The sequence below is a fragment of the Priestia sp. Y58 genome, assembly GCF_029522095.1.
GTDB lineage: Bacteria > Bacillota > Bacilli > Bacillales > Bacillaceae_H > Priestia > Priestia megaterium_E.
In genome coordinates this window covers 491,642-515,190 of sequence record NZ_JAKWFL010000001.1, presented here as the reverse complement: position 1 = coordinate 515,190, position 23,549 = coordinate 491,642, and the positions used below count along the sequence as shown (strand labels likewise).

The 23,549-nt window shown below is 38.7% G+C and carries 22 protein-coding genes and 1 other annotated feature (1 of these 23 cut by a window edge); all 22 genes read left to right on the top strand.

What is annotated here, in order from left to right; translation table 11 throughout:
* Positions 1–34 precede the first annotated feature (34 nt).
* Positions 35–970: a 16S rRNA (cytosine(1402)-N(4))-methyltransferase RsmH gene (rsmH, locus tag MMB68_RS02680; RefSeq protein WP_277548187.1), complete on the top strand. Its 936-nt coding sequence runs from the start codon at positions 35–37 to the stop codon at positions 968–970.
* Positions 971–1,003: 33 nt separating this feature from the next.
* Positions 1,004–1,363: a cell division protein FtsL gene (gene ftsL / locus MMB68_RS02675; protein ID WP_013058965.1), complete on the top strand. Its 360-nt coding sequence runs from the start codon at positions 1,004–1,006 to the stop codon at positions 1,361–1,363.
* A 5-nt stretch (positions 1,364–1,368) separates the two neighbouring features.
* Positions 1,369–3,615, top strand: a complete 2,247-nt coding sequence (locus tag MMB68_RS02670) for a penicillin-binding protein (protein WP_277548184.1) — start codon at positions 1,369–1,371, stop codon at positions 3,613–3,615.
* A 69-nt stretch (positions 3,616–3,684) separates the two neighbouring features.
* Positions 3,685–5,601, top strand: coding sequence for a stage V sporulation protein D (locus MMB68_RS02665; RefSeq protein WP_277548181.1), 1,917 nt, complete (start codon positions 3,685–3,687; stop codon positions 5,599–5,601).
* A gap of 211 nt (positions 5,602–5,812) precedes the next feature.
* On the top strand, positions 5,813–7,276 hold the full coding sequence (locus MMB68_RS02660; protein WP_025750376.1) for a UDP-N-acetylmuramoyl-L-alanyl-D-glutamate--2,6-diaminopimelate ligase: 1,464 nt from the start codon (positions 5,813–5,815) through the stop codon (positions 7,274–7,276).
* 61 nt (positions 7,277–7,337) lie between these two features.
* Positions 7,338–8,312 (top strand): phospho-N-acetylmuramoyl-pentapeptide-transferase, encoded by a 975-nt coding sequence (gene mraY, locus MMB68_RS02655; RefSeq protein WP_013058961.1) that lies wholly within the window; start codon positions 7,338–7,340, stop codon positions 8,310–8,312.
* Positions 8,313–9,662: a UDP-N-acetylmuramoyl-L-alanine--D-glutamate ligase gene (gene murD / locus MMB68_RS02650; protein ID WP_014458374.1), complete on the top strand. Its 1,350-nt coding sequence runs from the start codon at positions 8,313–8,315 to the stop codon at positions 9,660–9,662.
* A gap of 61 nt (positions 9,663–9,723) precedes the next feature.
* The gene (spoVE, locus tag MMB68_RS02645; protein ID WP_013058959.1) at positions 9,724–10,824 is read left to right on the top strand and encodes a stage V sporulation protein E; all 1,101 of its coding nucleotides are present in this window, start codon (positions 9,724–9,726) and stop codon (positions 10,822–10,824) included.
* Positions 10,825–11,364: 540 nt separating this feature from the next.
* Complete coding sequence (gene murB, locus MMB68_RS02640; protein ID WP_098249242.1) at positions 11,365–12,270, top strand: UDP-N-acetylmuramate dehydrogenase; 906 nt, start codon at positions 11,365–11,367, stop codon at positions 12,268–12,270.
* 153 nt (positions 12,271–12,423) lie between these two features.
* The gene (locus MMB68_RS02635) at positions 12,424–13,182 is read left to right on the top strand and encodes a cell division protein FtsQ/DivIB (RefSeq protein ID WP_016765445.1); all 759 of its coding nucleotides are present in this window, start codon (positions 12,424–12,426) and stop codon (positions 13,180–13,182) included.
* Positions 13,183–13,607: 425 nt separating this feature from the next.
* Positions 13,608–14,903 carry a cell division protein FtsA gene (gene ftsA, locus MMB68_RS02630; protein ID WP_013058956.1) on the top strand — a complete coding sequence of 432 codons (1,296 nt, stop codon included), beginning with the start codon at positions 13,608–13,610 and terminating at the stop codon, positions 14,901–14,903.
* A 41-nt stretch (positions 14,904–14,944) separates the two neighbouring features.
* Positions 14,945–16,102: a cell division protein FtsZ gene (gene ftsZ / locus MMB68_RS02625; protein ID WP_013058955.1), complete on the top strand. Its 1,158-nt coding sequence runs from the start codon at positions 14,945–14,947 to the stop codon at positions 16,100–16,102.
* A gap of 276 nt (positions 16,103–16,378) precedes the next feature.
* A complete protein-coding gene (gene spoIIGA, locus MMB68_RS02620; RefSeq protein WP_277548175.1) occupies positions 16,379–17,302 on the top strand; it encodes a sigma-E processing peptidase SpoIIGA in 924 nt (307 codons plus the stop codon).
* 30 nt (positions 17,303–17,332) lie between these two features.
* The gene (sigE, locus tag MMB68_RS02615; protein WP_013058953.1) at positions 17,333–18,052 is read left to right on the top strand and encodes an RNA polymerase sporulation sigma factor SigE; all 720 of its coding nucleotides are present in this window, start codon (positions 17,333–17,335) and stop codon (positions 18,050–18,052) included.
* A 148-nt stretch (positions 18,053–18,200) separates the two neighbouring features.
* Positions 18,201–18,980, top strand: a complete 780-nt coding sequence (gene sigG, locus MMB68_RS02610) for an RNA polymerase sporulation sigma factor SigG (protein WP_013058952.1) — start codon at positions 18,201–18,203, stop codon at positions 18,978–18,980.
* Between the two features lie 348 nt (positions 18,981–19,328).
* Positions 19,329–19,583 (top strand): YlmC/YmxH family sporulation protein, encoded by a 255-nt coding sequence (locus tag MMB68_RS02605; protein ID WP_013058951.1) that lies wholly within the window; start codon positions 19,329–19,331, stop codon positions 19,581–19,583.
* A gap of 74 nt (positions 19,584–19,657) precedes the next feature.
* Entirely contained in the window at positions 19,658–20,479 is an 822-nt protein-coding gene (pgeF, locus tag MMB68_RS02600) for a peptidoglycan editing factor PgeF (RefSeq protein WP_014458379.1), read from the top strand.
* 7 nt (positions 20,480–20,486) lie between these two features.
* Positions 20,487–21,170 carry a YggS family pyridoxal phosphate-dependent enzyme gene (locus tag MMB68_RS02595; protein ID WP_277548173.1) on the top strand — a complete coding sequence of 228 codons (684 nt, stop codon included), beginning with the start codon at positions 20,487–20,489 and terminating at the stop codon, positions 21,168–21,170.
* Positions 21,171–21,186: 16 nt separating this feature from the next.
* The gene (locus MMB68_RS02590) at positions 21,187–21,654 is read left to right on the top strand and encodes a cell division protein SepF (protein WP_014458381.1); all 468 of its coding nucleotides are present in this window, start codon (positions 21,187–21,189) and stop codon (positions 21,652–21,654) included.
* A 3-nt stretch (positions 21,655–21,657) separates the two neighbouring features.
* A complete protein-coding gene (locus MMB68_RS02585; RefSeq protein ID WP_014458382.1) occupies positions 21,658–21,927 on the top strand; it encodes a YggT family protein in 270 nt (89 codons plus the stop codon).
* A gap of 50 nt (positions 21,928–21,977) precedes the next feature.
* Positions 21,978–22,751: a YlmH family RNA-binding protein gene (locus MMB68_RS02580; RefSeq protein ID WP_277548171.1), complete on the top strand. Its 774-nt coding sequence runs from the start codon at positions 21,978–21,980 to the stop codon at positions 22,749–22,751.
* A gap of 84 nt (positions 22,752–22,835) precedes the next feature.
* Positions 22,836–23,330, top strand: coding sequence for a DivIVA domain-containing protein (locus tag MMB68_RS02575; protein WP_013058945.1), 495 nt, complete (start codon positions 22,836–22,838; stop codon positions 23,328–23,330).
* Positions 23,331–23,399: 69 nt separating this feature from the next.
* Positions 23,400–23,549, top strand: a binding site (T-box leader) (it continues 71 nt past the right edge of the window).

Sequence of the window (23,549 nt, the reverse complement as noted above, 5' to 3'; positions counted from 1 at the left end):
TAACTAAGTAGTTTAGAAAGAAGTAGGTGTCATAATGTTTAATCACACAACTGTTTTGCTTAAAGAAGCAGCGGAAGGCTTAAATATTAAGCCGGATGGAGTATATGTCGACTGCACGCTTGGCGGAGCAGGTCATAGTGAATATATCGTAAAACAGCTATCAGAAAAAGGGAAATTAATTGCGTTTGATCAAGACGATGTCGCTCTGGCAAATGCAAAAGAGAAATTGGCCCCGTATCTAGACAGAGTTATTCTAATCAAAAGTAATTTTCGCTATTTAAAAGAGCAGCTAATGAAACATGGAATTGAAGAAGTAGATGGAGTATTGTTTGACCTCGGAGTCTCGTCTCCTCAGTTGGATACACCAGAGCGAGGGTTCAGCTTTCATCATGATGCCCCGCTTGATATGCGCATGGATCAAAACTCAATGTTTTCTGCGTACAACGTAGTAAATGAATGGCCTTATGAAAAACTTGTGAAAATCTTTTTCCAATACGGAGAAGAAAAGTTTTCGAAACAAATTGCCCGCAAAATTGAAGCATATCGAGAGTCTAAACCAATTGAAACAACGCTAGAGCTGGTTGATCTTATTAAAGATGGTATTCCAGCGCCAGCTAGACGAACGGGTGGACATCCGGCAAAACGAATTTTCCAGGCTATTCGAATTGCTGTAAATAACGAGCTTCAAGTATTTGAAGATGCAATTGAACAGGCTATGGATGTAATCAAAAAAGGTGGACGTGTAAGTGTTATTACCTTCCACTCACTTGAAGACCGAATTTGTAAAGTTGCGTTTAAAAATGCAAGTACGGTTCCGCAGCTTCCGCATGGACTGCCGATTATTCCAGAAGAATTTAAACCTAAAATGAAAGTTATTACAAGAAAACCTATTTTACCTTCAGAAGAAGAGATAGAAGAAAATAAGCGCGCGCGCTCGGCAAAGCTTCGAATTGTTGAGAAATTAGTGTAATTAAAGGGTTTAATCAAAGAGGAGGGGACGAGAATGAACAATGTAGCATACAAAGTAAGAGAGCAAGATCAGCAGCAGAAGCAGCAAAAGACGGTACGTCAAGTTGTTCGGAAGACAAAAAGAAAAATCACGGTTGGTGAAAAAATTGTGTATTCTGGATTTGTCGCACTCATGCTGTTTGGGTCTGTGCAAATCATTTCAAATCAATCTTCGCTTTATAGCATCAGTGAAGAAGTGCAATCACTCGATGGAAAGATTGACAAGCAAGAAGCAAAAAACAATGAGTTAAAATTACAGGTAACAGAGTTAAGTGCATACGATCGTATTTGGACAAAAGCAAAAGAACTTGGACTAAAATTGAATGAAAATAACGTAAAAGTCGTTAACGATTAATTGCGATGACTACGCCAAGAAAAAATAGCAATATTAGTACAGGAGCAGCAATATTAATTTTAATATTTGCATTGCTCTTTTTTGTATTAGCCATCAGGTTCTTTTACATCCAAGCGACGGGCAAAGCAGACGGAGAAGCTTTAGCCGAAATTGCACAAAAACAGCATACGCGAACGTCTAAAATTGAAGGACAGCGCGGTACGATTTACGATCGAAACGGAGAAGCAATCGCCCAAGACACGGGTGCTTATACGGTTGTGGCGATTTTAGATAAAAAACAAACAAAAGACAAAGATCACCCGCAGCACGTAGTAGACCCTGAAAAGACGGCTGAAAAATTAGCCCCATTGTTGAAGATGGATGAGTCTAAACTTGAAAAAATGATGTCTAAAGACGTCTTCCAAGTCGAACTTGGCCCAGGCGGACGTGACATCGATAACGTGCTAAAACAAAAAATTGAAAAACTAAATCTCCCAGGCATCACGTTTTTACGCGATTCGAAGCGCTTCTATCCAAACGGTGTATTCGCCTCAAGTATTTTAGGATACGCACAAAAAGATGATACGGGTAAAATCGTAGGGAAAATGGGAATTGAAAAAGTATTTGATAAGCAGCTTTCTGAAGAAGATGGATATGTAAAATACGAAGCTGCTAAAAATGGAATTAAGCTTCCGGATCCAAAAGAGTCAATTGTAGCTCCGAAAAATGGAGACAGCGTCACGCTTACGATTGATGAAAAAATTCAAACGTTTTTAGAGGATGCGATGACAGCTGCTGCTAAAGAATATAAACCAGAAGAGCTAATGGCAACGGTAGTGAATCCGAAAACCGGTGAAATTTTGGCGATGTCAAACCGCCCTTCATTTGACCCAAATATTCGTGATATCACTTCTTATCGTAATCCGTTTGTTGAAAACAGCTATGAACTTGGTTCAACAATGAAAATCTTTACGCTAGCAGCCGCGATTGATGCAGGCGTCTATAACGGCGAAGACCGCTATCAGTCGGGATCTTATAAAGTAACGAAAAACAGCGTTCCGATTAACGATCACAACGGCGGAGTCGGCTGGGGAGCTATTACATTTAATGAAGGAATTCAAAGGTCTTCAAATGTAGCGGTTGCCATTTTAGCCAACGAAAAATTAGGTACCGACCGTTTGTATAAATACTTGGACAAGTTTGGCTTTATGGATAAGACGGGAATTGACTTGCCAAACGAAGCTTCTAGCAAGTTAGTGACGAAGTACCCGAGAGACCGCGTAACCACTGCGTTTGGACAGGCGTCTGCTTTTACGCCTATTCAAGAAATTCAAGCGGCTACTGCGATTGCAAATGACGGGAAAATGATGAAGCCTTACGTGATTAAACAAGTAATCGATGAAACAAATAAGAAAACGATTAAGAAAACAAAACCTACCGTAGTAGGACAACCTATTTCTAAAAAAGCAGCGAACGAAACGCTAGATATTTTAGAAACCGTTGTTTCTTCTGATGACGGAACAGGGAAACCTTACGCGATTGAAGGATACGATGTCGCTGGAAAGACGGGAACAGCTCAAATTCCTGGTCCTAACGGAGGCTACTTGCATGGACACGGGAAAAATTTCATTTCCTTTATGGGCTTTGCACCTGCTAAAGATCCAAAGCTGCTTGTCTATGTAGCTGTTAAAAATCCAACTCTCACGCCTCAAGAGACGGGTACTGCACCGCTTACAGCCGTATTTAATCCGGTGATGAAAAACAGCCTGCAGTACTTAGGGGTAGAGCCTGAAAAAACAGACGAAGACGGAAAGAAAACAGAAGAGAAAAAGGTAGATTCAGAAATTACGCTTAAATCTTACGTTAACGAATCAGTTGACAGTGCTGTGAAAGACTTAAAACAAAAAGGACTTGTTCCTGTTGTAATAGGTAAAGGAGATACGGTAGAAAGCCAGTCACCTACTTCTGATACCATTGTCACTGGTCAACGCGTGTTTATTAAGACAAATGGAAAAGCCACAATGCCTGATTTAACAGGTTTTTCACATCGTGATGTTATTCGCTTTAGTGAATTTGTCAACGTTCGACCTAGCGCACTTGAAAATGGTTATGTTGTAAGTCAAAGTATTAAAGCAGGCGATCCGCTAAAAGCAGGAACGTATCTGAAAGTGGAACTTGAAACGCCTAAAGAATTTTCAAGCACGTTAAATAAGTTAAAAGAAACGGAAAAAAGTGAATCTGATAGTAAAAAAGACGATAAGCAACTTGACTAGAAATTAAGTTCTAGTGAATCCTGTACAAGCATATATTGGAACGAGCCGATTCAGAGGAGGTTCTAATATATGCGGGTATCAGGAGTCACAGTTCGTAAAAGGCTAGCCATTGTTTTGTTTGTCGGTTTTATTGTGTTTTTGATTATTGATACAAGGCTTGGATATGTACAGTTGCTGACTGGGGATACGCTAACTGAAAAAGCCAAAGACTTATGGAGTCGGAATATTCCTTTTGAACCTGAAAGAGGAAAGATACTAGATCGCAATGATGTGGCACTTGCTACAAATAAAAGTGCACCGACCGTTTTAGTTATGCCAAGACAAGTTGAAAATCCAGCTGTTACGGCTGAAAAGTTAGCAAAAGTGCTGGGAGCATCAAAAGAAAAAGTATATGAACAAATAACAAAAGCTTCTTCTAGCGTATATTTGCGTCCTGAAGGAAGAAAAATTTCACATGCGAAAGCAAATGAAGTGCGAAATTTAAATTTAAAAGGCGTATATATAGCTGAGGATTCGAAGCGGTACTATCCGTTTGGAAGTTATTTGTCGCATGTATTAGGCTTTGCGGGAGTAGATAATCAAGGGTTAACAGGCCTTGAATTATATTATGATAAAGAGCTAAAAGGACAAAAAGGTTCAGTTAAATTGTATTCTGATGCTAAAGGTAAAAAGATGCCCAATATAGCCGATGACTACACAGCACCTGTGGACGGGCTGGATTTGAGATTGACCATTGATTCACGTGTGCAAACGATCATGGAGCGTGAGTTGGATAATGCTCAGACAGCTTATAATCCAGATGGTATGATTGCCATTGCCATGAATCCTAAAAACGGTGAAATTTTAGGTATGTCAAGTCGTCCGGGCTTTGATCCTACGGATTTTAAAAATGTGAAGCCTGAGGTGTATAATCGCAATCTTCCAATCTGGAGCGTATATGAGCCCGGATCAACGTTTAAGATTATTACACTGGCAGCTGCTCTTGAAGAAAAGAAAGTGGATTTACTAAAAGATCAATTTTACGATGATGGAGCCGCGGAAGTTGGCGGAGCGAGACTTCGCTGCTGGAAAAAAGGCGGACATGGACAGCAGTCTTTTTTAGAAGTTGTACAGAACTCATGTAACCCTGGTTTTGTGGAGCTTGGGGAACGCTTAGGAAAAGAGAAATTGTTCAAATACATTAAAGAATTTGGCTTTGGTCAAAAAACAGGTATTGATTTACAAGGGGAAGCAAAAGGAATTTTGTTCCCGCTTGAGCGCGTAGGGCCGGTTGAACAAGCTACAACAGCTTTTGGGCAAGGAGTTGCTGTTACGCCTATTCAACAAGTAGCTGCTGTTTCAGCAGCCGTAAACGGTGGAACGCTTTATGAACCTTATATTGCCAAAGAGTGGGTAGATCCAACTACCGGAAAAGTTGTAAGCAGTCATAAGCCGGTTGCTAAGCGAAAAGTTATTTCCGAGGAAACGTCTAAGCAAGTGCGTTTTGCTCTTGAAAGTGTAGTAGCACAAGGAAGCGGAAAAGGAGCTTTTGTGGAAGGGTACCGCGTTGGAGGAAAGACGGGTACTGCGCAGAAAGCTCAAAATGGAAAGTATTTAAAAAATAATCACATCGTTTCTTTTATCGGTGTTGCACCAGCAGATAACCCTGAAATTGTCGTGTATGTTGCAGTTGATAACCCAAAAGGCACCATTCAGTTTGGTGGAGTTGTAGCAGCTCCGATTGTAGGTAAAATGATTGAAGACAGTTTGCGTGTGATGGACATTAAACCGCGTAAAGGACAAATTGAAAAAGAGTTAACGTGGCTGGACACACCAATGATAAAAGTACCAAATGTCGTAGGAATGTCAAAAAAAGAGTTACAAGAACAGCTACTTAATTTAAAATTAGATGTGAGTGGCGAAGGAGATAAAGTGGTCAAGCAGTCTCCTGCAGCCGGAACGAAAGTTAAAGAAGGCGAAACGGTTAGAATTTATATGGGAAAATAAAAATCTCTATAAACCATTATTCTTCCTTGCATGATAATCAGCAGGTTACTCTGCGTGTGAACATGAAATCAACAAATAAGCCTTGGGGGTGTTCCCTCCGGGCTTCTTTTTCTGTAAAATGTAATAGGTTAGATGCTAGAAAAAGAAGAATAGTTGCCATAGCGTCTTATAACAAACGTTTCACTTTACAAATAGAGAGGACATGGTAGGAATGGATTTACGAGAACTACTAACACATTTACATGATTTTGTTCAGCTTCCTGAACAGAATATTGATATTACGTCAATTGAAATGGATTCAAGAGAAGTTAAGCCCGGAGCATTGTTCATTTGTATAGATGGCTATACAGTTGATGGTCATAGCTTTGCACAGATGGCTGTGGAAAAAGGAGCAGTAGCAATCTTAGCAGAAAAGCCCGTGGATGTAGAAGTGCCTGTTGTACGCGTGAAGAGTACAAAACGAGCAATGGCAGTACTAGCGGATGCTTTCTACAATCAGCCCACACAAAAAATGCATTTAATTGGTGTAACAGGCACAAATGGAAAAACAACGATTACACATTTAATTGAGCATATCTTTAAATCACAACATAAAAAGACGGGTCTAATTGGAACGATTGAAATTCGTATTGGTGATACGTCTTATGATGTGAAAAACACAACGCCTGAATCGCTGACGCTCCAAAAAACATTTCACCAAATGGTGGAGGAGAATGTAGAAGTAGCGATGATGGAAGTATCATCTCACGCGCTTGACTTAGGACGCGTACACGGGTGCGACTTTGACGTGGCGGTATTTAGTAACTTAACGCAAGATCATCTGGACTATCATCATACAATGGAAGATTATCGTCGTGCGAAAGGGTTGCTATTTGCACAGTTAGGAAACGCTTATAACCATAATCGTCCTAAATTTGCTGTTCTGAATGCTGATGATGCGGCAACTGAGGAATATATTAAGAACACGGCTGCTACAGTGATTACCTATGGCATTGACCGTGACAGTGATATTCGTGCAACAAATATTCAAATTACAAACAGCGGCACAACGTTCGACTTGACAACACCGACAGAAACGGTTCGTGTAGAAATGAAGCTTATTGGGAAATTCAGCGTCTACAACGTATTAGCGGCTACGGCTTCATGTTTAGTATCAGGTATTCCTCTGTCAGTTATTGTCGAGGAAATAAAAGTGTTAGAAGGCGTGTCTGGGCGTTTTGAAGTGGTTGATGCGGAGCAAGATTTTACGGTTATCGTTGATTATGCCCACACGCCGGACAGCTTAGAGAACGTGTTAAAAACTGTAAAAGAATTCGCAAAACGCAATATATATGTTATTGTTGGTTGTGGCGGAGATCGAGATCGTACAAAACGACCAATCATGGCTCGGATTGCAGCTGAATACAGTACACAAGCTATTTTGACATCTGATAATCCACGAAGTGAAGATCCATTGGCTATTTTAAAAGATATGGAAGAAGGTTTGGATACAGATAACTATGTGACGATTGCTGATCGTGCAGAAGCTATTCGCTATGCAGTGGAAACAGCGCATGCAGATGATGTTATTGTCATTGCTGGAAAAGGGCACGAGACCTATCAAATTATTGGTAAGAAAGTATTCGATTTTGACGATCGAGAAGTAGCACGCAAAATGATTGAGGAGCGAAAGTAGTAATGAAATGGGTAGAGAACAAAATGAGTCGGAATGAGTTGGAAGTTAAGGAGGGGACATCGTGCTAGAACAATCAATTTTATTGACAATCGGCGTAGCCTTTTTGATTACGGTTGTATTGTCGCCGATTTTTATTCCCTTCTTAAGAAGATTAAAGTTTGGTCAAAGTATTCGTGATGAAGGCCCGAAATCTCACCAGAAAAAATCAGGTACACCTACAATGGGCGGTATCATGATTTTATTATCTATTATTGTGGCAACTCTTATTATGGTCAATCAATATGCAGAACTTACATATAAGACGTTTCTATTATTATTTGTCACAATCGGATTTGGTTTGTTAGGATTTTTAGATGATTTTATAAAAGTAGTGTTAAAGCGTAACCTTGGATTAACATCTAAACAAAAGTTTTTAGGTCAGGTTGTCATTTCAATTATTTTTTACTTTATTGCAAGACAGTTTGAGTTTTCAACTGAAGTGACGATTCCTGGAATTAAAGACCCAATCGATTTAGGTTGGTTTTATGTTGTTTTCCTCATCATCTGGCTTGTTGGTTTTTCAAACGCGGTTAACTTAACGGATGGATTAGATGGACTTGTATCTGGTACAAGTGCGATTGCTTTTGGTGCATTTGCAGTTCTTGCTTGGAATGCAGAGCAGTTTGAACTATCTATTTTCTCAGTTGCTGTCGTAGGAGCTGTGTTAGGATTTTTAGTTTTTAATGCCCATCCTGCAAAAGTATTTATGGGAGATACGGGTTCTTTAGCGCTAGGAGGAGCTATCGCTACGGTGGCTGTCTTAATGAAAATGGAATTCTTGCTTGTTATTATCGGTGGTGTGTTTGTTATTGAAACACTATCTGTTATTATTCAAGTCGCATCTTTCAAAACAACAGGAAAACGTGTGTTTAAAATGAGCCCGCTTCATCACCATTACGAGCTAAGCGGCTGGTCGGAATGGCGCGTAGTTATGACTTTTTGGGCTGTAGGACTATTATTTGCAATGCTTGGAATTTATATCGAGGTGTGGATTTAAATGAAATCAGTCAATACGTATCAAGGTAAACAAGTACTTATTTTAGGATTAGCCAAGAGCGGTTTAGCAGCCGCTCAGTTAGTTAAACAGCTTGGTGCTAAAGTAGTCGTTAATGATCAAAAACCGTACGAAGAGAACGTAGCAGCACAGGAATTAGAAAAAACGGGCATTGAAGTTGTCTGTGGACATCATCCGCTTGAGCTTTTAGACAAAGCGGATGTTATTGTAAAAAACCCTGGGATTCCGTATTCAAATGTTCTATTGCAAGAAGCATTAAAGCGAAGTATTCCGATTTTAACAGAGGTAGAATTGGCTTATGAAATTAGCGAAGCTCCTTTTATCGGAATTACGGGAAGCAATGGGAAGACAACAACAACAACGCTAATTTATAAAATGTTAGAAGAAGATCAAAAGCAGCCGTTGATTGCTGGAAATATTGGAACAGTAGCTTGTGAAGTGGCGCAAAAAGCAACAAAGGACAATGTAATTGTAACGGAGCTTTCTTCTTTTCAGCTGATGGGAATTGAAAAATTCCGTCCGAAAATCTCTTTATTATTGAATTTGTTTGATGCTCACTTAGACTATCATGGTACAAAAGAGGAATATATCAAAGCGAAAGCAAATCTCTTTAACAATCAAACAAGTGAAGACTTTGCCGTTATTAATGCGGATGATGAGCTAGTGATGAAAGCTAGTGCAAATGTTAAAGCGACAAAAGTACCTTTTTCTGTTACAGCTCAAACGACAGAAGGAGCGTATATTAAAAACGAAACGATTTTCTTTAAAGATGAAGAAGTGATGTCCTTAAAAGATGTGGTGCTGCCAGGCAGACATAATCAAGAAAACATTTTAGCAGCTGTATCCGTTGTGAAGCTGTACGGCTGTTCAAATGAAGCTATCTACCGCGTGCTCACAACGTTTGCTGGTGTTAAACACCGCGTTCAATATGTCACGACAATCAACAAACGTAAGTTTTATAATGATTCTAAAGCTACGAATATGCTTGCTACAAAAGTAGCTCTTTCCGCTTTTTCGCAGCCGACGATTCTACTTGCAGGTGGACTCGATCGCGGCAATGAGTTTGATGATTTAAAAGAAGAGTTTAAAAATGTGAAAGCTGTGATTACGTTTGGTGAAACAGCTCCTAAAATTGAACGCGTAGCAAAAGAAGCGGGAATACAAATTGTAAAACGTGTCGATAATGTTAAACAAGCAGTTTCAGAAGCATATGCTTGTTCAGATGAAGAAGATGTTATTTTATTATCTCCTGCTTGTGCAAGCTGGGATCAATTTAAAACTTTTGAAGAACGTGGTGACATCTTTATTGAATCTGTGCATAAACTGAAATAAGGGCTTGTCTAAACACCTAGAAAATACACTAGCCCTAATCTATTTTTAGAGGTGTGTGACAGTGTCGACAAAAAGGTCTACCCCAGATTTTTTTCTCATAATCGTTACGCTTTCCTTGCTAACCATCGGCCTTATCATGGTATACAGCGCAAGTGCGGTATGGGCTACATACAAGTTTAATGATTCTTTTTTCTTTGCTAAACGCCAGCTCTTATTTGCAGGGCTTGGAGTATGCGCGATGTTTGTCATCATGAATATTGATTATTGGATGTGGCGTACGTGGGCAAAGCCAATTGTAATCATTTGCTTTGTTATGCTGGTACTTGTATTGATTCCAGGAGTAGGGCTAGTACGGAATGGGTCTCAAAGTTGGATAGGAGTTGGAGCGTTTTCGATTCAGCCTTCAGAATTTATGAAGTTTGCTATGATTATATTTTTAGCGAAATATTTATCAGAAAACCAGAAGAAAATTACATCCTTTAGAAAAGGAATGTTACCGGCATTATTACTGGTTTTCTTACCGTTTGGCATTATTATGATGCAGCCGGATTTAGGAACCGGAACGGTGCTTGTTGGAACTTGTTTAGTTATGATTTTTGTTTCAGGAGCCAAAGTCAGTCACTTTGCAGGGCTTGGATTGCTTGGCGTTGCCGGTTTTGTAGGGCTTGTTTTATCGGCTCCTTATCGGATTAAACGCATCACCTCGTTTTTAAATCCTTGGGAAGATCCGCTTGGGAGCGGGTTTCAAATCATTCAATCTCTTTATGCAATTGGACCGGGGGGATTGCTTGGATTAGGGTTAGGGCAAAGTAGACAAAAGTTCTTTTATTTGCCGGAGCCTCAAACTGATTTTATTTTTGCTATTCTGGCAGAAGAGCTCGGTTTCATCGGTGGAACACTCGTTCTGCTTTTGTTTAGCTTATTGCTTTGGAGAGGAATTAAAGTAGCGCTCGGAGCACCTGATCTTTACGGAACGTTTTTAGCCTTGGGAATTATTTCAATGGTTGCGATTCAAGTCATGATTAATATAGGCGTGGTAACAGGTCTTATGCCTGTTACGGGAATTACGCTTCCATTTTTAAGTTACGGCGGATCATCGCTGACGCTCATGCTGGCAGCAGTTGGAGTTTTGTTAAATGTTAGTAGATATTCTCGCTATTAATTGAAAAAAATTGTATAATGTCAAGTAGGCAATGGTCTACTGAAGTAAACCGTCATCTTAAATCCAAGTGCACGCCGGATTTTGTTGGCGGTTTATTTTCGATTTTTTACAGGTAGATGATATTTTTGTATGAAATGTTTTTAAAATGTAATGTTGTGATAACCAATTTTGAGTCCAACTATGGTATGATGTGTAAGGTTAAATGTTTTATCTTAGTGAGTAGGTGAACGTATGTGCACTTATGAGCGTAGCGTTTTTTTATGACTGTCAGCATGTGTTTAACTTCTAAATGAAAAACGATAAAAAAACAATCAAAATTACTTTATATAGCAGATGAACGTACATTCTATGGGTGAATGTCATACGATAAATAAAAATGATGAAATTGACAACAGAATAGAGTGCCTTCGTAGAAAAAATGTATCTTACAAGGTGCTGCTGCTTAGTTATGAATCTGTTCTTATTATTCTTATGCATTAGAAGTAAGGGCGCATTGACATGAAAGTTTTATAACAGCAAAGAGGGTTTTAGGAGGTTCTTATGGAAGCGTTAGTAAAAGAGTTAGTCGAAGCGAATATTGGAAAGGTTCGTGAAAATGAACCGCTAGCAAAACATACAACAATGAAAATTGGTGGTCCAGCAGATGTGCTTGTAGAACCTGATTCTGTTGATCACTTAAAAGTTACAATGGATATTATTAAAAAACATGGCGTGAAATGGAGAGCGATTGGTCGAGGATCTAATCTTCTTGTCTCTGATAAGGGAATTGAAGGCGTGGTCATTAAGCTCGGAGCCGGATTAGATAATTTAACAGTAGATGGAGAGACGGTTACTGTAGGTGGGGGATACCCTAGCATCAAGCTTGCAACAGTTATTACAAAACAAGGTCTGTCTGGACTGGAGTTTTCAAGTGGAATTCCTGGATCTGTGGGAGGCGCTGTTTATATGAATGCAGGTGCCCATGGTTCTGATATGTCTCATGTAGTCGAGAAAGCGCTGATTTTATTTGAAGATGGCACTCTTGAGTGGCTGACAAATGAAGAGCTTGAATTCTCGTATCGTCATTCAATTCTACAAAAAGACCGTCCTGGAGTATGTGTAGAAGCCGTGCTGCGTTTGAAAAAGGGAACGAAAGATGATATTGTGGCGGTCATGCAGAAAAATAAAGACTATCGCCGCGAAACACAGCCTTGGAATTTCCCTTGTGCGGGAAGTATTTTTAGAAATCCGCTTCCAAATTATGCAGGAGACTTAATCGAAAAGTCCAACTTAAAAGGTTTCTCAGTAGGCGGTGCGCAAATTAGTGAGCAGCATGCGAACTTCATTGTCAATACAGGAGATGCAACGGCTTCAGACGTGCTGAATTTAATTGCTCATGTTAAGAAAACAATTAAAGAGAAATTCGATATTGATATTCATACAGAAGTTGAGATTATCGGCCGCTAATTACTCAGCCTGTCGCTGTATGGTTATGCGTGAAAAGGTAGCTTTTATGTGTTTATTCTATGCTATAATGGGGATATTCTCATGAAGCAAAGATTGGAAATAAATAGATGGTAATTCTTCGTTTATTTTCTCAAATGGATAAGGGTGAAAAAAATGGAAAAAGGTAAGTTAATTGTTTTAGAAGATCGGGTACCGAAGCTCCAAGAACAGCGAAAGCAAAAAGCAAATAGACGGCTTATTTTGTATTTATCACTCTTTTTCATCCTTATTTTATTTATTGTATATTCTCAATCTTCTCTGAGTAATGTTTCTAACATTGAAGTACAAGGGAATAAACATGTAAGTGATAAGGATATTGTCAAAGCGAGTGGTCTGTCCAAAAAAACCAGCTACTGGAAAGCTGATGCTGATCAAATTCAAGAAAAAGTCGAAAAAAACCCTGAGGTAAAGGAAGCTGTCATTCACAAAACATTTCCTAATAAAGTCGTAATCGACGTAAAAGAGTACGCAAGAATTGCATATGTAACCTCGGGGAATAAATATTTCCCTGTGAATGAAAATGGAAAAGTTTTAAAAGAAGTAAGTGCTAAGAAAGTGTCATCCGACGCTCCGTTGCTAATTGACTGGAAAGACGGAGACGCTATACAAAGCATGGTTCAAGAATTAGCTAAAACGCCTAAGAGCATAAAAGGGGCTATTTCTGAGATTTACTATGCGCCGACAAAATCAGAACCTCTTCACATCGAGGTGTTTATGAATGATACGCGTGAAGTAAGCGGGAAAATTAGCAACTTCTCTGATAAAATTGTTCATTACCCAGCTATTGCAAGTAAATTGAGTGATGATCAAAAAGGTATTATTGATTTAGAAGAAGGATATGCATTTAAACCTTATAAAAAGAGCAAGCAGTAATTATTTTTTATAAGTGTTAATTAAAGGAAATAGATGAGTTGAGACTGGCAAACTAGCCCTTGTACATTGTATAATCACATGCAAGTATTCTGCATACATATGATTTTCTTCTCCGGTGCTGTGAAATGGAAATGTAATATTTGTTCTAGGTAAGTTTCGCTTTTCTCAGTGTACATCTTAGTGTAGACTTGTAGTTAAATAGCTTTTTTCAGTGAATTTTAGGCTTAAATCTAAAAAAAAGTCAAAACCAGAACGTTTTGTTCTTTGAAAGAGATAAAGTCTGTGAAAAACTTGAAAAAAATTGATTTTACAAAAGGGAAACAGATGTATTTGTTGAATATTTTCATATAATAAAAAATTAATATTGTTGTTCTTCTTAATTTATTAAGATGACATGTGCAGAAAGAAAAAGGAGGTGCCAAAGAATGAACAGCAATGAAATATACGTTAGTTTAGACATCGGTACATCCAGTGTGAAAGTAATCATCGGAGAGATGAGTAACGATTCATTGAATATCATTGGTGTAGGGAATGTTAAATCACACGGACTAAAAAAAGGTTCTATCGTTGATATAGATGCAACAGTTCAATCTATTAGAAAAGCAGTAGAACAAGCTGAACGAATGGTAGGCATTACAATTAAAAAGGTTGTAGTGGGCATAAGCGGAAATCATGTATTTTTACAGGATTGTCACGGAGTAGTAGCCGTGTCAAGCGAAAATCGTGAAATTACAAACGAAGATATTCATCGAGTAATTGATGCTGCTCAAGTCATGTCTATCCCGCCAGATCGTGAAATCATTGATGTTATTCCAAAGCAATTTATTGTAGATGGCTTAGAAGGTATTAACGATCCTAGAGGTATGATTGGGGTACGTTTAGAAATGGAAGGCACAATCATAACGGGATCTAGAACGGTTTTACATAACTTATTACGCTGTGTAGAAAGAGCTGGTTTAGAAATCAGTGATATTTGTTTACAGCCTCTAGCCGCTGGTTCAATTGCATTATCTCGTGATGAAAAAAACTTAGGTGTCGCACTGGTAGATATCGGTGGGGGTTCAACAACGGTTGCGATCTTTGATCAAGGACATTTGAAAGTAACAAATGTACTAGCTGTTGGCGGAGAGCACATTACCAAAGATTTATCGATTGGCCTTCGCACATCGACTGAAGATGCGGAAAATATTAAGATAAAGCATGGACATGCTTTCTACGATCATGCTTCTGAAGAAGAAGTATTTAGTGTACCGATCATTGGAAGCGATCAGCATCAGCAGTTTAATCAGCTCGAAATCTCTGATATTATTGAAGCTAGATTAGAAGAGATTTTAGATATGATTACGCAGGAGGTAAATCGCCTAGGATACAAAGATATTCCAGGAGGATTTGTTTTAACAGGCGGAGTAGTAGCGATGCCTGGTATTCTTGAGCTAGCTCAAGTAATTTTAAAGAATAACGTGCGCATAGCAGTGCCTGATTATATTGGAGTACGTGAGCCGCATTATACAACAGGCGTAGGATTAATAAAATTTGCATACAAAAATGCTAAAATACAAGGCCGGGAAATTGGAGCGCCAGTTGTGGAAGAAGAGCCGATTGAGCAAGAAATGATCAAACCTAGCCCGAAACCACAGCAGCCGCAACAATCAGCTGAGCAGCCGAAAAAGAAAAATGACCAAAATTTAATGAAGAAGTTTTTTGGATACTTCTTTGATTAACGTTACGGATTGGTAATTTCGAAGAATTAGGAGGAACTATCATGTTGGAGTTTGATACAAGTGTAGACCAATTAGCGACGATTAAAGTAATCGGTGTCGGAGGCGGCGGTAACAACGCGGTTAACCGAATGATTGAACATGGCGTCCAAGGTGTAGAATTTATTGCAGTTAATACAGATGCACAAGCATTAAATTTATCAAAAGCTGAAACAAAAATGCAAATCGGCGCTAAATTAACAAGAGGATTAGGTGCAGGTGCTAATCCGGAAGTTGGTAAAAAAGCAGCTGAAGAAAGTAAGGAACAAATCCAAGAAGCACTAAAAGGTGCAGACATGGTTTTCGTAACAGCTGGTATGGGTGGAGGAACTGGAACTGGTGCAGCTCCAGTCATTGCCCAAATTGCTCGTGAGCTAGGAGCACTAACGGTAGGTGTTGTTACTCGTCCGTTTACGTTTGAAGGCCGTAAGCGTTCTACTCAAGCGGCAGGCGGTATTGCGTCAATGAAAGAAGCAGTGGATACGCTGATTGTTATTCCAAATGATCGCTTATTAGAAATCGTTGATAAAAACACGCCAATGCTAGAAGCGTTCCGTGAAGCGGATAACGTATTACGACAAGGTGTGCAAGGTATTTCAGATTTAATCGCAGTTCCTGGATTAATTAACTTAGACTTCGCTGACGTGAAAACAATTATGTCTAACAAAGGATCTGCACTTATGGGTATCGGTATTGCGACTGGTGAAAACCGCGCTGCTGAAGCAGCTAAAAAAGCTATTTCAAGTCCACTTCTTGAAACATCTATCGATGGAGCTCAAGGTGTATTAATGAACATCACAGGCGGTACAAACCTAAGTCTTTACGAAGTACAAGAAGCTGCAGATATCGTTGCTTCGGCTTCTGACCAAGAAGTGAACATGATCTTTGGATCTGTTATTAACGAAAACCTAAAAGACGAGATTGTTGTTACAGTTATTGCAACTGGCTTTAGTGACCAAGATTTATCACAGCCAAAACCAGGTCGTCCTTCGTTATCAGCGAATCGCATGCAGCAATCGACACAGCAACCGGCTCCACAGCCGAAGCGTGAAGTAAAGCGTGAAGAACCTGTACAGCAAGAATATACGCGTCCATCTCAGCCACAGTCTGAAGATGCGCTAGATATTCCAACATTCTTACGAAACCGTAATCGTAGACGCTAAGAAAATAAAAAACCAAGACCTCTGTTTTATACAGAGGTCTTTTTTTATGCAATGAATCTAGAAAACTCAAAAAGAATATAAAAAACATTCGACATGGTCAATATGATGCCTTCAAAGGGTTTGTGTTTTCTTTCTAAAAGTGGTGTGACAAATATCGAATGATTTCCTCAAAAATACTGCTTGTTTCTCGGCATGAACTGACAGACTTTCTAATAGGATGTACTATATACTAATTTTTAACAGAAAAATTCAGAAAGAATGGAGAGGTTATAAACATTGCCAATCTATTTAGATTTAATATGGATGCTGAATTTTGGGTTAGATACGATTTTACTAATGTTATGTGCAGTTGTACTTAAACGGAATTACAAGTGGTGGCGGCTTTTACTTGGCGGCTTTATCGGTTCATTAATTGTCCTTCTTATGTTTACGCCTTTTTCTCATCTCATGGTTCACCCTGCTATTAAAATTTTATTCTCTTTTTTTATGGTATTGATGACGTTTGGTTATAAACGACTGCGCTTTTTCTTTGAGAATTTATTAACGTTTTATTTTGCAACCTTTGTTGTTGGTGGAGGGTTAATGGGCGTTCACTTTTTATTTCAAGATCAGTTTCTTGTTCTTAATCAAATGGTTGATACAAAATCTCCACAGTTTGGTGATCCTATTAGCTGGATATTTGTTCTTATCGGTTTTCCGCTATTATCTTATTTTTCAAAAGCACGAGTTGATGATTTGCGAATGAAAAACATTACATTTGATCAGCTGGTAGATGTGGAAGTTATTTTAAACGAACAGACGCTGTCGATGAAAGGACTTATTGATAGTGGAAACCAGCTTGTAGATCCGCTGACGAAAACCCCGGTTATGATTGTTACAGCAGATTCTTTAAAAGAAATATTGCCTGAAGGCTTAATGGAATTAAGCAAAAATGTCCAATCCTTTTCACACAGCGAAGATATTGATCAAGATTGGTATTCAAAAGTCCGCTTTGTCCCTTATCGAAGCGTGGGCCAAGCCAATCAGCTGCTGCTTGCTCTAAAGCCAGATATGGTAAGGCTGGTGCATCAGTCCAATACGATTGAAGTCACTAAAGTATTAGTAGGTATTAGTCATACAACGCTTTCAGTGGAGAAGCAATATGAATGTATTGTTCATCCGAAGCTTATCGTTATTGGAGAAGTAAGTTCCGCATCGTAAAAGGTGTGAACAAATAAAGGAGGATACAGAATGGCTACATATCGAATTCGATTTCAATTATGGTGGTACAAATTATTAATTAAACTTAAGTTAAAAACAGATGAAGTTTACTATATAGGAGGAAGTGAAGCTCTTCCACCGCCTTTAACAAAAGATGAAGAAGAAGTGCTCTTAAAAAAGCTCCCATCAGGAGATGAAGCAGCACGTTCACTATTGATTGAGCGTAATTTGCGACTGGTTGTTTATATTGCCCGCAAGTTTGAAAATACGGGAATCAATATTGAGGATTTAATTAGCATCGGTACCATCGGTTTAATTAAAGCAGTAAACACGTTTAATCCTGAAAAGAAAATTAAGCTAGCGACGTACGCCTCTCGCTGTATTGAAAATGAAATTTTAATGTATTTGCGCCGCAACAATAAAATTCGATCTGAAGTTTCATTTGATGAGCCGTTAAATATTGATTGGGATGGAAACGAACTGTTATTATCTGACGTGATGGGAACCGAAGAAGATATCATCACAAAAGACCTGGAAGCCAATGTAGATCGAAAACTTTTGTTGAAAGCACTGCACCAATTAAATGATCGTGAAAAGCAAATTATGGAGCTGCGCTTTGGGCTAGCCGGCGGAGAAGAAAAAACGCAAAAAGATGTAGCTGATATGCTAGGCATTTCTCAATCTTATATTTCAAGGCTTGAAAAACGAATTATTAAACGGCTGCGAAAAGAATTTAATAAAATGGTTTAAGTAAAAAAGCTGATTGTATAAGGGCTGAGAAGCATCTTATACAATCAGCTTTTTTAGCGTGGAATTGTCAGAATTATAAAAGTGCATATTTTTTCCTTCGGAGGAGATACTGAATTCAGAACATCATCTCCTGTTAGGAGGGAAAGAGTTGACAAGAAATAAAGTAGAAATTTGTGGAGTAGATACTTCGAAACTTCCCGTATTAAAAAATGAAGAAATGCGAAAGTTGTTTAAACAAATGCAGGCTGGAGATGGAACAGCAAGAGAAAAGCTAGTAAGCGGAAATTTACGTCTCGTACTCAGCGTGATTCAACGTTTTAACAATCGTGGAGAATTTGTTGATGACTTATTTCAGGTTGGGTGTATTGGATTAATGAAATCCATTGACAATTTTGATTTAAGTCAAAACGTGAAGTTTTCTACATATGCTGTCCCAATGATTATAGGGGAAATTCGCCGCTATTTACGTGACAATAATCCAATCCGTGTTTCTCGTTCCCTTCGTGATATTGCTTATAAAGCTCTTCAAGTTCGTGAAAGGCTTATGAGTGAAACATCCAAGGAACCTACAGCTGAGGAAATTTCAAAAGTCCTAGAAGTGCCGCATGAAGAAATTGTGTTTGCTTTAGATGCTATCCAAGATCCGGTTTCTCTATTTGAACCTATTTACAATGATGGTGGAGACCCAATCTATGTCATGGATCAGCTAAGCGATGAACGCAACCGTGATTCAACTTGGATTGAAGAAATTGCTTTGCAAGAAGGTATGAGAAGATTGAACGAGCGAGAAAAACTAATTTTACGAAAGCGCTTCTTTCAAGGTAAAACACAGATGGAAGTGGCTGAAGAAATTGGTATTTCTCAAGCGCAGGTTTCTCGTTTAGAAAAAGCTGCTATTAAACAGATGAATAAAAATATTCAAAGTTAACAAAAGCTCTCTAAACTGGCAGCTGCTCGTGTTCATACAATCAATACCATTCACTTTATTTGATGTTCAACTTAATAAGCATCGTGTCTATAAAAACGGACACGGTGCTTATTTTGTATGTATCAATGTATAATACATGACCAAAAGATATTCATATCCGGTTTCCTATTGCTGTGAGGAATTCTAGCTACTCGTTGAGAATGTCTCTTGATGAAAAGATGTGTAATTAGTGAACAAAATGCCTATAGAACGAGAATGGCAGAGAAAAAATAAGCTTTTCCTTCATGAAATGAAAATTTGAAAATATATATAGGCTAAGGAATAAAGTTGGCTATAGGAGGAGAGAGCATGTTAAAGATTTCAGAGTTTCAGCTGAAAGACGTAGTGAATGTAGCTGATGGCAAAAAACTTGGAAATGTAGGGGATATTGATATTGACTTAACAACGGGAAAAATACAGGCCGTCATTATCGGAGGCTCTCGTGTATTGGGCTTCTTTGGAAAAGATGATGAAATTGTGATTCCGTGGAAAAATATTGTGAAAATTGGTTCTGATGTCATTTTAGTACGTTATAAAGACGCATTTCAGCCTGAAGAGAATTAGTTTTTTGTCAACAGCACCTAGCAATCTGTGGTACAATATGTGAGAACAAATGAAACAAGGGATGTGTCACATACATGAATCCTGAGCCATTAAAAAAAAGCCATCACGAGTCGTTTATGTGGCTGAGCCCTTGGGTAGAAAAGAATGATATGCTTGTTGTTGGTTTCACCACAAAAAATGGTGGCGTGAGTAAACCTCCATTTGCTTCTTTTAACCTAGGGCTTCACGTAAACGATAACGTAGAAGATGTTATTACAAATAGAAAAATTTTAGCAGCCGAACTAGACATGTCTTTTGAAAGCTTTGTATGTGCTGAACAAGTACATGAAGCAACTGTTCAAAAAGTAACAAAAGCCGACTGTGCAAAAGGACTCTACAAGTATGAAGAGGGCATAAAAGCAACGGATGGCATTTATACAAATGAATCTGATATTTTGTTAGCTTTATGTTATGCAGATTGTGTTCCGCTGTACTTCTATGCGCCTGATCACCATTTAGTTGGTCTAGCTCATGCCGGGTGGAAGGGAACAGTGAAAGATATTGCAGGAAATATGATTCGACGTTGGGTAGAGCAAGAAAATGTTCCAGTTGAAGATATTTACGTGGCGATTGGCCCTTCGATTGAAGATTGCTGTTATGTTGTCGATAACCGCGTCATTACACAAGTAAACGAAGTAGTTGGCCAAAATGGATATCAAGAAGTAAGCCCTGGACAATACGCGCTTAATTTAAAAAAAGTCAATAAGCTGCTGATTCAAAACGCAGGCGTATTGCCGGAACGAATTTTAACATCGTCGTATTGTACAAGCTGTGAAGATGACCTGTTCTTCTCACATCGCCGCGACCAAGGGAAAACAGGACGCATGTTTAACTTCATAGGCTTTAAGGAGGAGTAATTACATAGTGACAGCTAGCGTAAGTGAAAATCTAGAAGCAGTTCAACAAACAATTGCTGAAGCGTGTAAAAAAGTTAATCGAAATCGAGAAGATGTAGAGCTGATTGCTGTAACAAAATACGTTTCCACAAAACGAGCAGCAGAAGCAGTGGATGCAGGCATTTTACATCTCGGAGAAAACAGGGATGAAGGTCTTCTAGAAAAGTATGAATCAATCGGTGAGAAAGCGACCTGGCATTTTATCGGGAGCTTACAAACAAGAAAAGTAAAAAATGTGATTGATAAAGTTGACTATATTCATTCACTAGACCGATTATCTTTAGCAAAAGAAATTGATAAACGTGCAGGACATCGTATAAAATGTTTTGTACAAGTTAATGTTGCCGAAGAACAATCCAAGCATGGCCTTGCTGTAGAAGACGTAATTCCATTTATTAAATCCCTTGAAGAATTTACAAATATTCAAGTGGTTGGATTAATGACCATGGCTCCTCACACAGATGATGAGCCCGCGCTTCGCAGCTGTTTTCAAGGTCTAAAAAAATTGCAGGATCGTATACAAGAACTAAACTTGCCATATGCACCGTGTACGGAGCTATCAATGGGAATGTCAAACGATTATGCAATTGCAATTGAAGAAGGAGCAACATTCATTCGACTAGGAACCACGTTAGTTGGGAATGAACGTTAAGGAGGTGTAATTCAAGATGAGTATGAAAAATCGCTTTAGAAGTTTCTTTGCTCTTGATGACGATACTGAATATGTAGAAGAACATTACGAACAAGAAGAGTCGGTAGAAGAGCCTGTACAGCAGTCGAGACCAGCAGTGAAAGCTAGTCAGCAGCCGAATCAGCAGCAAAATGTGATTAGCTTGCAAAGCGTTCAAAAATCATCAAAAATGATGCTTTGCGAACCGCGCGTCTATGCCGAAGCACAAGAAATTACGGATCATTTAAAAAATCGTAAAGTCGTAGTTGTTAATTTACAGCGCATTCAACGAGATCAAGCAGTGAGAATTGTCGACTTTTTAAGTGGTACAGTTTATGCTTTAGGCGGGGACATTCAAAAAATTGGAACCGACATCTTTTTATGTACACCTGATAATGTAGACGTAAGCGGAAGCATTTCAGATATGATGGGAGAACACGATACAACAAACGTAAAGAGGTGGTAGTTTTTGGACATCGTTTTTGGGATTCTTGGGCAATTGATTGGTCTTTACTCATGGGCACTAATTATTTACATTTTGATGTCTTGGGTACCCGATGTAAGGGCATCTAAGTTTGGTCAGCTGCTTGGCAGTATTTGTGAGCCTTACTTAGAGCCTTTTCGTAAAATCATTCCGCCGATTGGCATGATTGATATTTCACCTCTTGTTGCAATCTTTTTACTACGATTTGCGCAAGCAGGGGTACGTTCACTTCACAGTATGGTTGGATTTATTTAAAAAGGAATCGCTGGATTCCTTTTTTACATACCAATAGTAGGAGTAATAATATGTCTATTTATGAACATTTTAGGCAAGAAGAACATGGATTTATTGACCAGGTTCTTCAGTGGAAAGAAGATGTCCTACATCAATACAGCCCAAAATTAACGGACTTTTTAGATCCAAGAGAACAGCAGATTGTGACGGCTATTGTCGGGACTGAAGGAGAGGTTCAAGTTTCATTTGATGGTGGACAACCGTTTGCTGAACGCAAGCGTGCGCTGCTATATCCGGATTACTATGTACCTCAAAGTGAAGATTTTCAGTTGTGTATGTACGAGCTCAATTATCCTAAAAAGTTTGTGACAATTGAACATCCTCAAGTTCTTGGTTCGGCGATGTCTTTAGGACTGCGCCGTTCAAAATTTGGAGATATTTTGGTCGCGGGAGACGATATTCAGCTTGTAGTTGCAGAGGAAATTTCTTCCTATATTGAGATGAATTTAACATCAATTGGAAAAGCCAAAGTTTCACTTTCTTCTATTCAAAGAGAGCAGCTGCATGTGGTAAAAGAAGAGCTGATTGAACACGTTTATACAGTTTCTTCAATGAGGCTTGATGTTTTGCTGTCGACTATTCACAATTTATCAAGACAAAAAGTCCAGCCGTTTATTGCAAATAGAGCGGTAAAAGTAAATTTTAAAGTCATTGAACAGCCGTCTTTTGAATGTCATGAAGGTGATATTTTGTCGCTTCGTGGCCACGGCAGAAGTCGTATCGTTTCACTTGAAGGCAAAACCAAAAAAGAAAAATGGCGAATTGTTGTAGGAAAGCAGAAATAAAGAAATCTACTAGCAGGAAATTTTAAAAATATGTCGAATAAACCATTACTAATGATGTAATGAGACAACACGGAGGTGGCCTAGATGCCTTTAACCCCTTTGGATATTCATAACAAAGAGTTTAATCGCGGGTTTCGCGGATATGATGAAGATGAAGTAAATGAGTTTCTTGACCAAGTAATTAAAGACTATGAGCTGGTAATGCGTGATAAAAAGGAGTTAGAAGGAAGAGTATCTGAATTAACAGATCGTCTTGGACATTTTACTAACATCGAAGAAACGTTAAATAAATCAATTTTAATTGCTCAAGAAGCAGCGGAAGATGTGAAGCGAAACGCTGAAAAAGAAGCGAAGCTCATTATAAAAGAAGCAGAAAAAAATGCGGACCGTATTATTAATGAAGCACTGTCTAAGTCTCGTAAAATTGCGATGGACATTGAGGAGACGAAAAAGCAGTCTAAAGTATTTAGAACTCGTTTCAAAATGTTAATCGAAGCACAGCTTGAAATGTTAAACAGCGATGACTGGGATCAGTTGATGGATTATGAGATGCCAGCGCTAGAAGAAAAAATTGACTAGTCAAGACATCATCTTGACTTCTCACGTTTTGTTGTCATATAATTTGGTAACAGATGAAATTTCATATCAAACAGTACGGAGACAGGGAGAGTAGCTTTTTTAGTTTGTCAAAGCGAATCGAGGATGGTGTGAGCTCGATAACAAACAAAAAAGTGAAAATCACCCTAGAGTACCATTGCTGAAATGATGATAGTAAGCAGTGGCGGTTTATTCACGTTA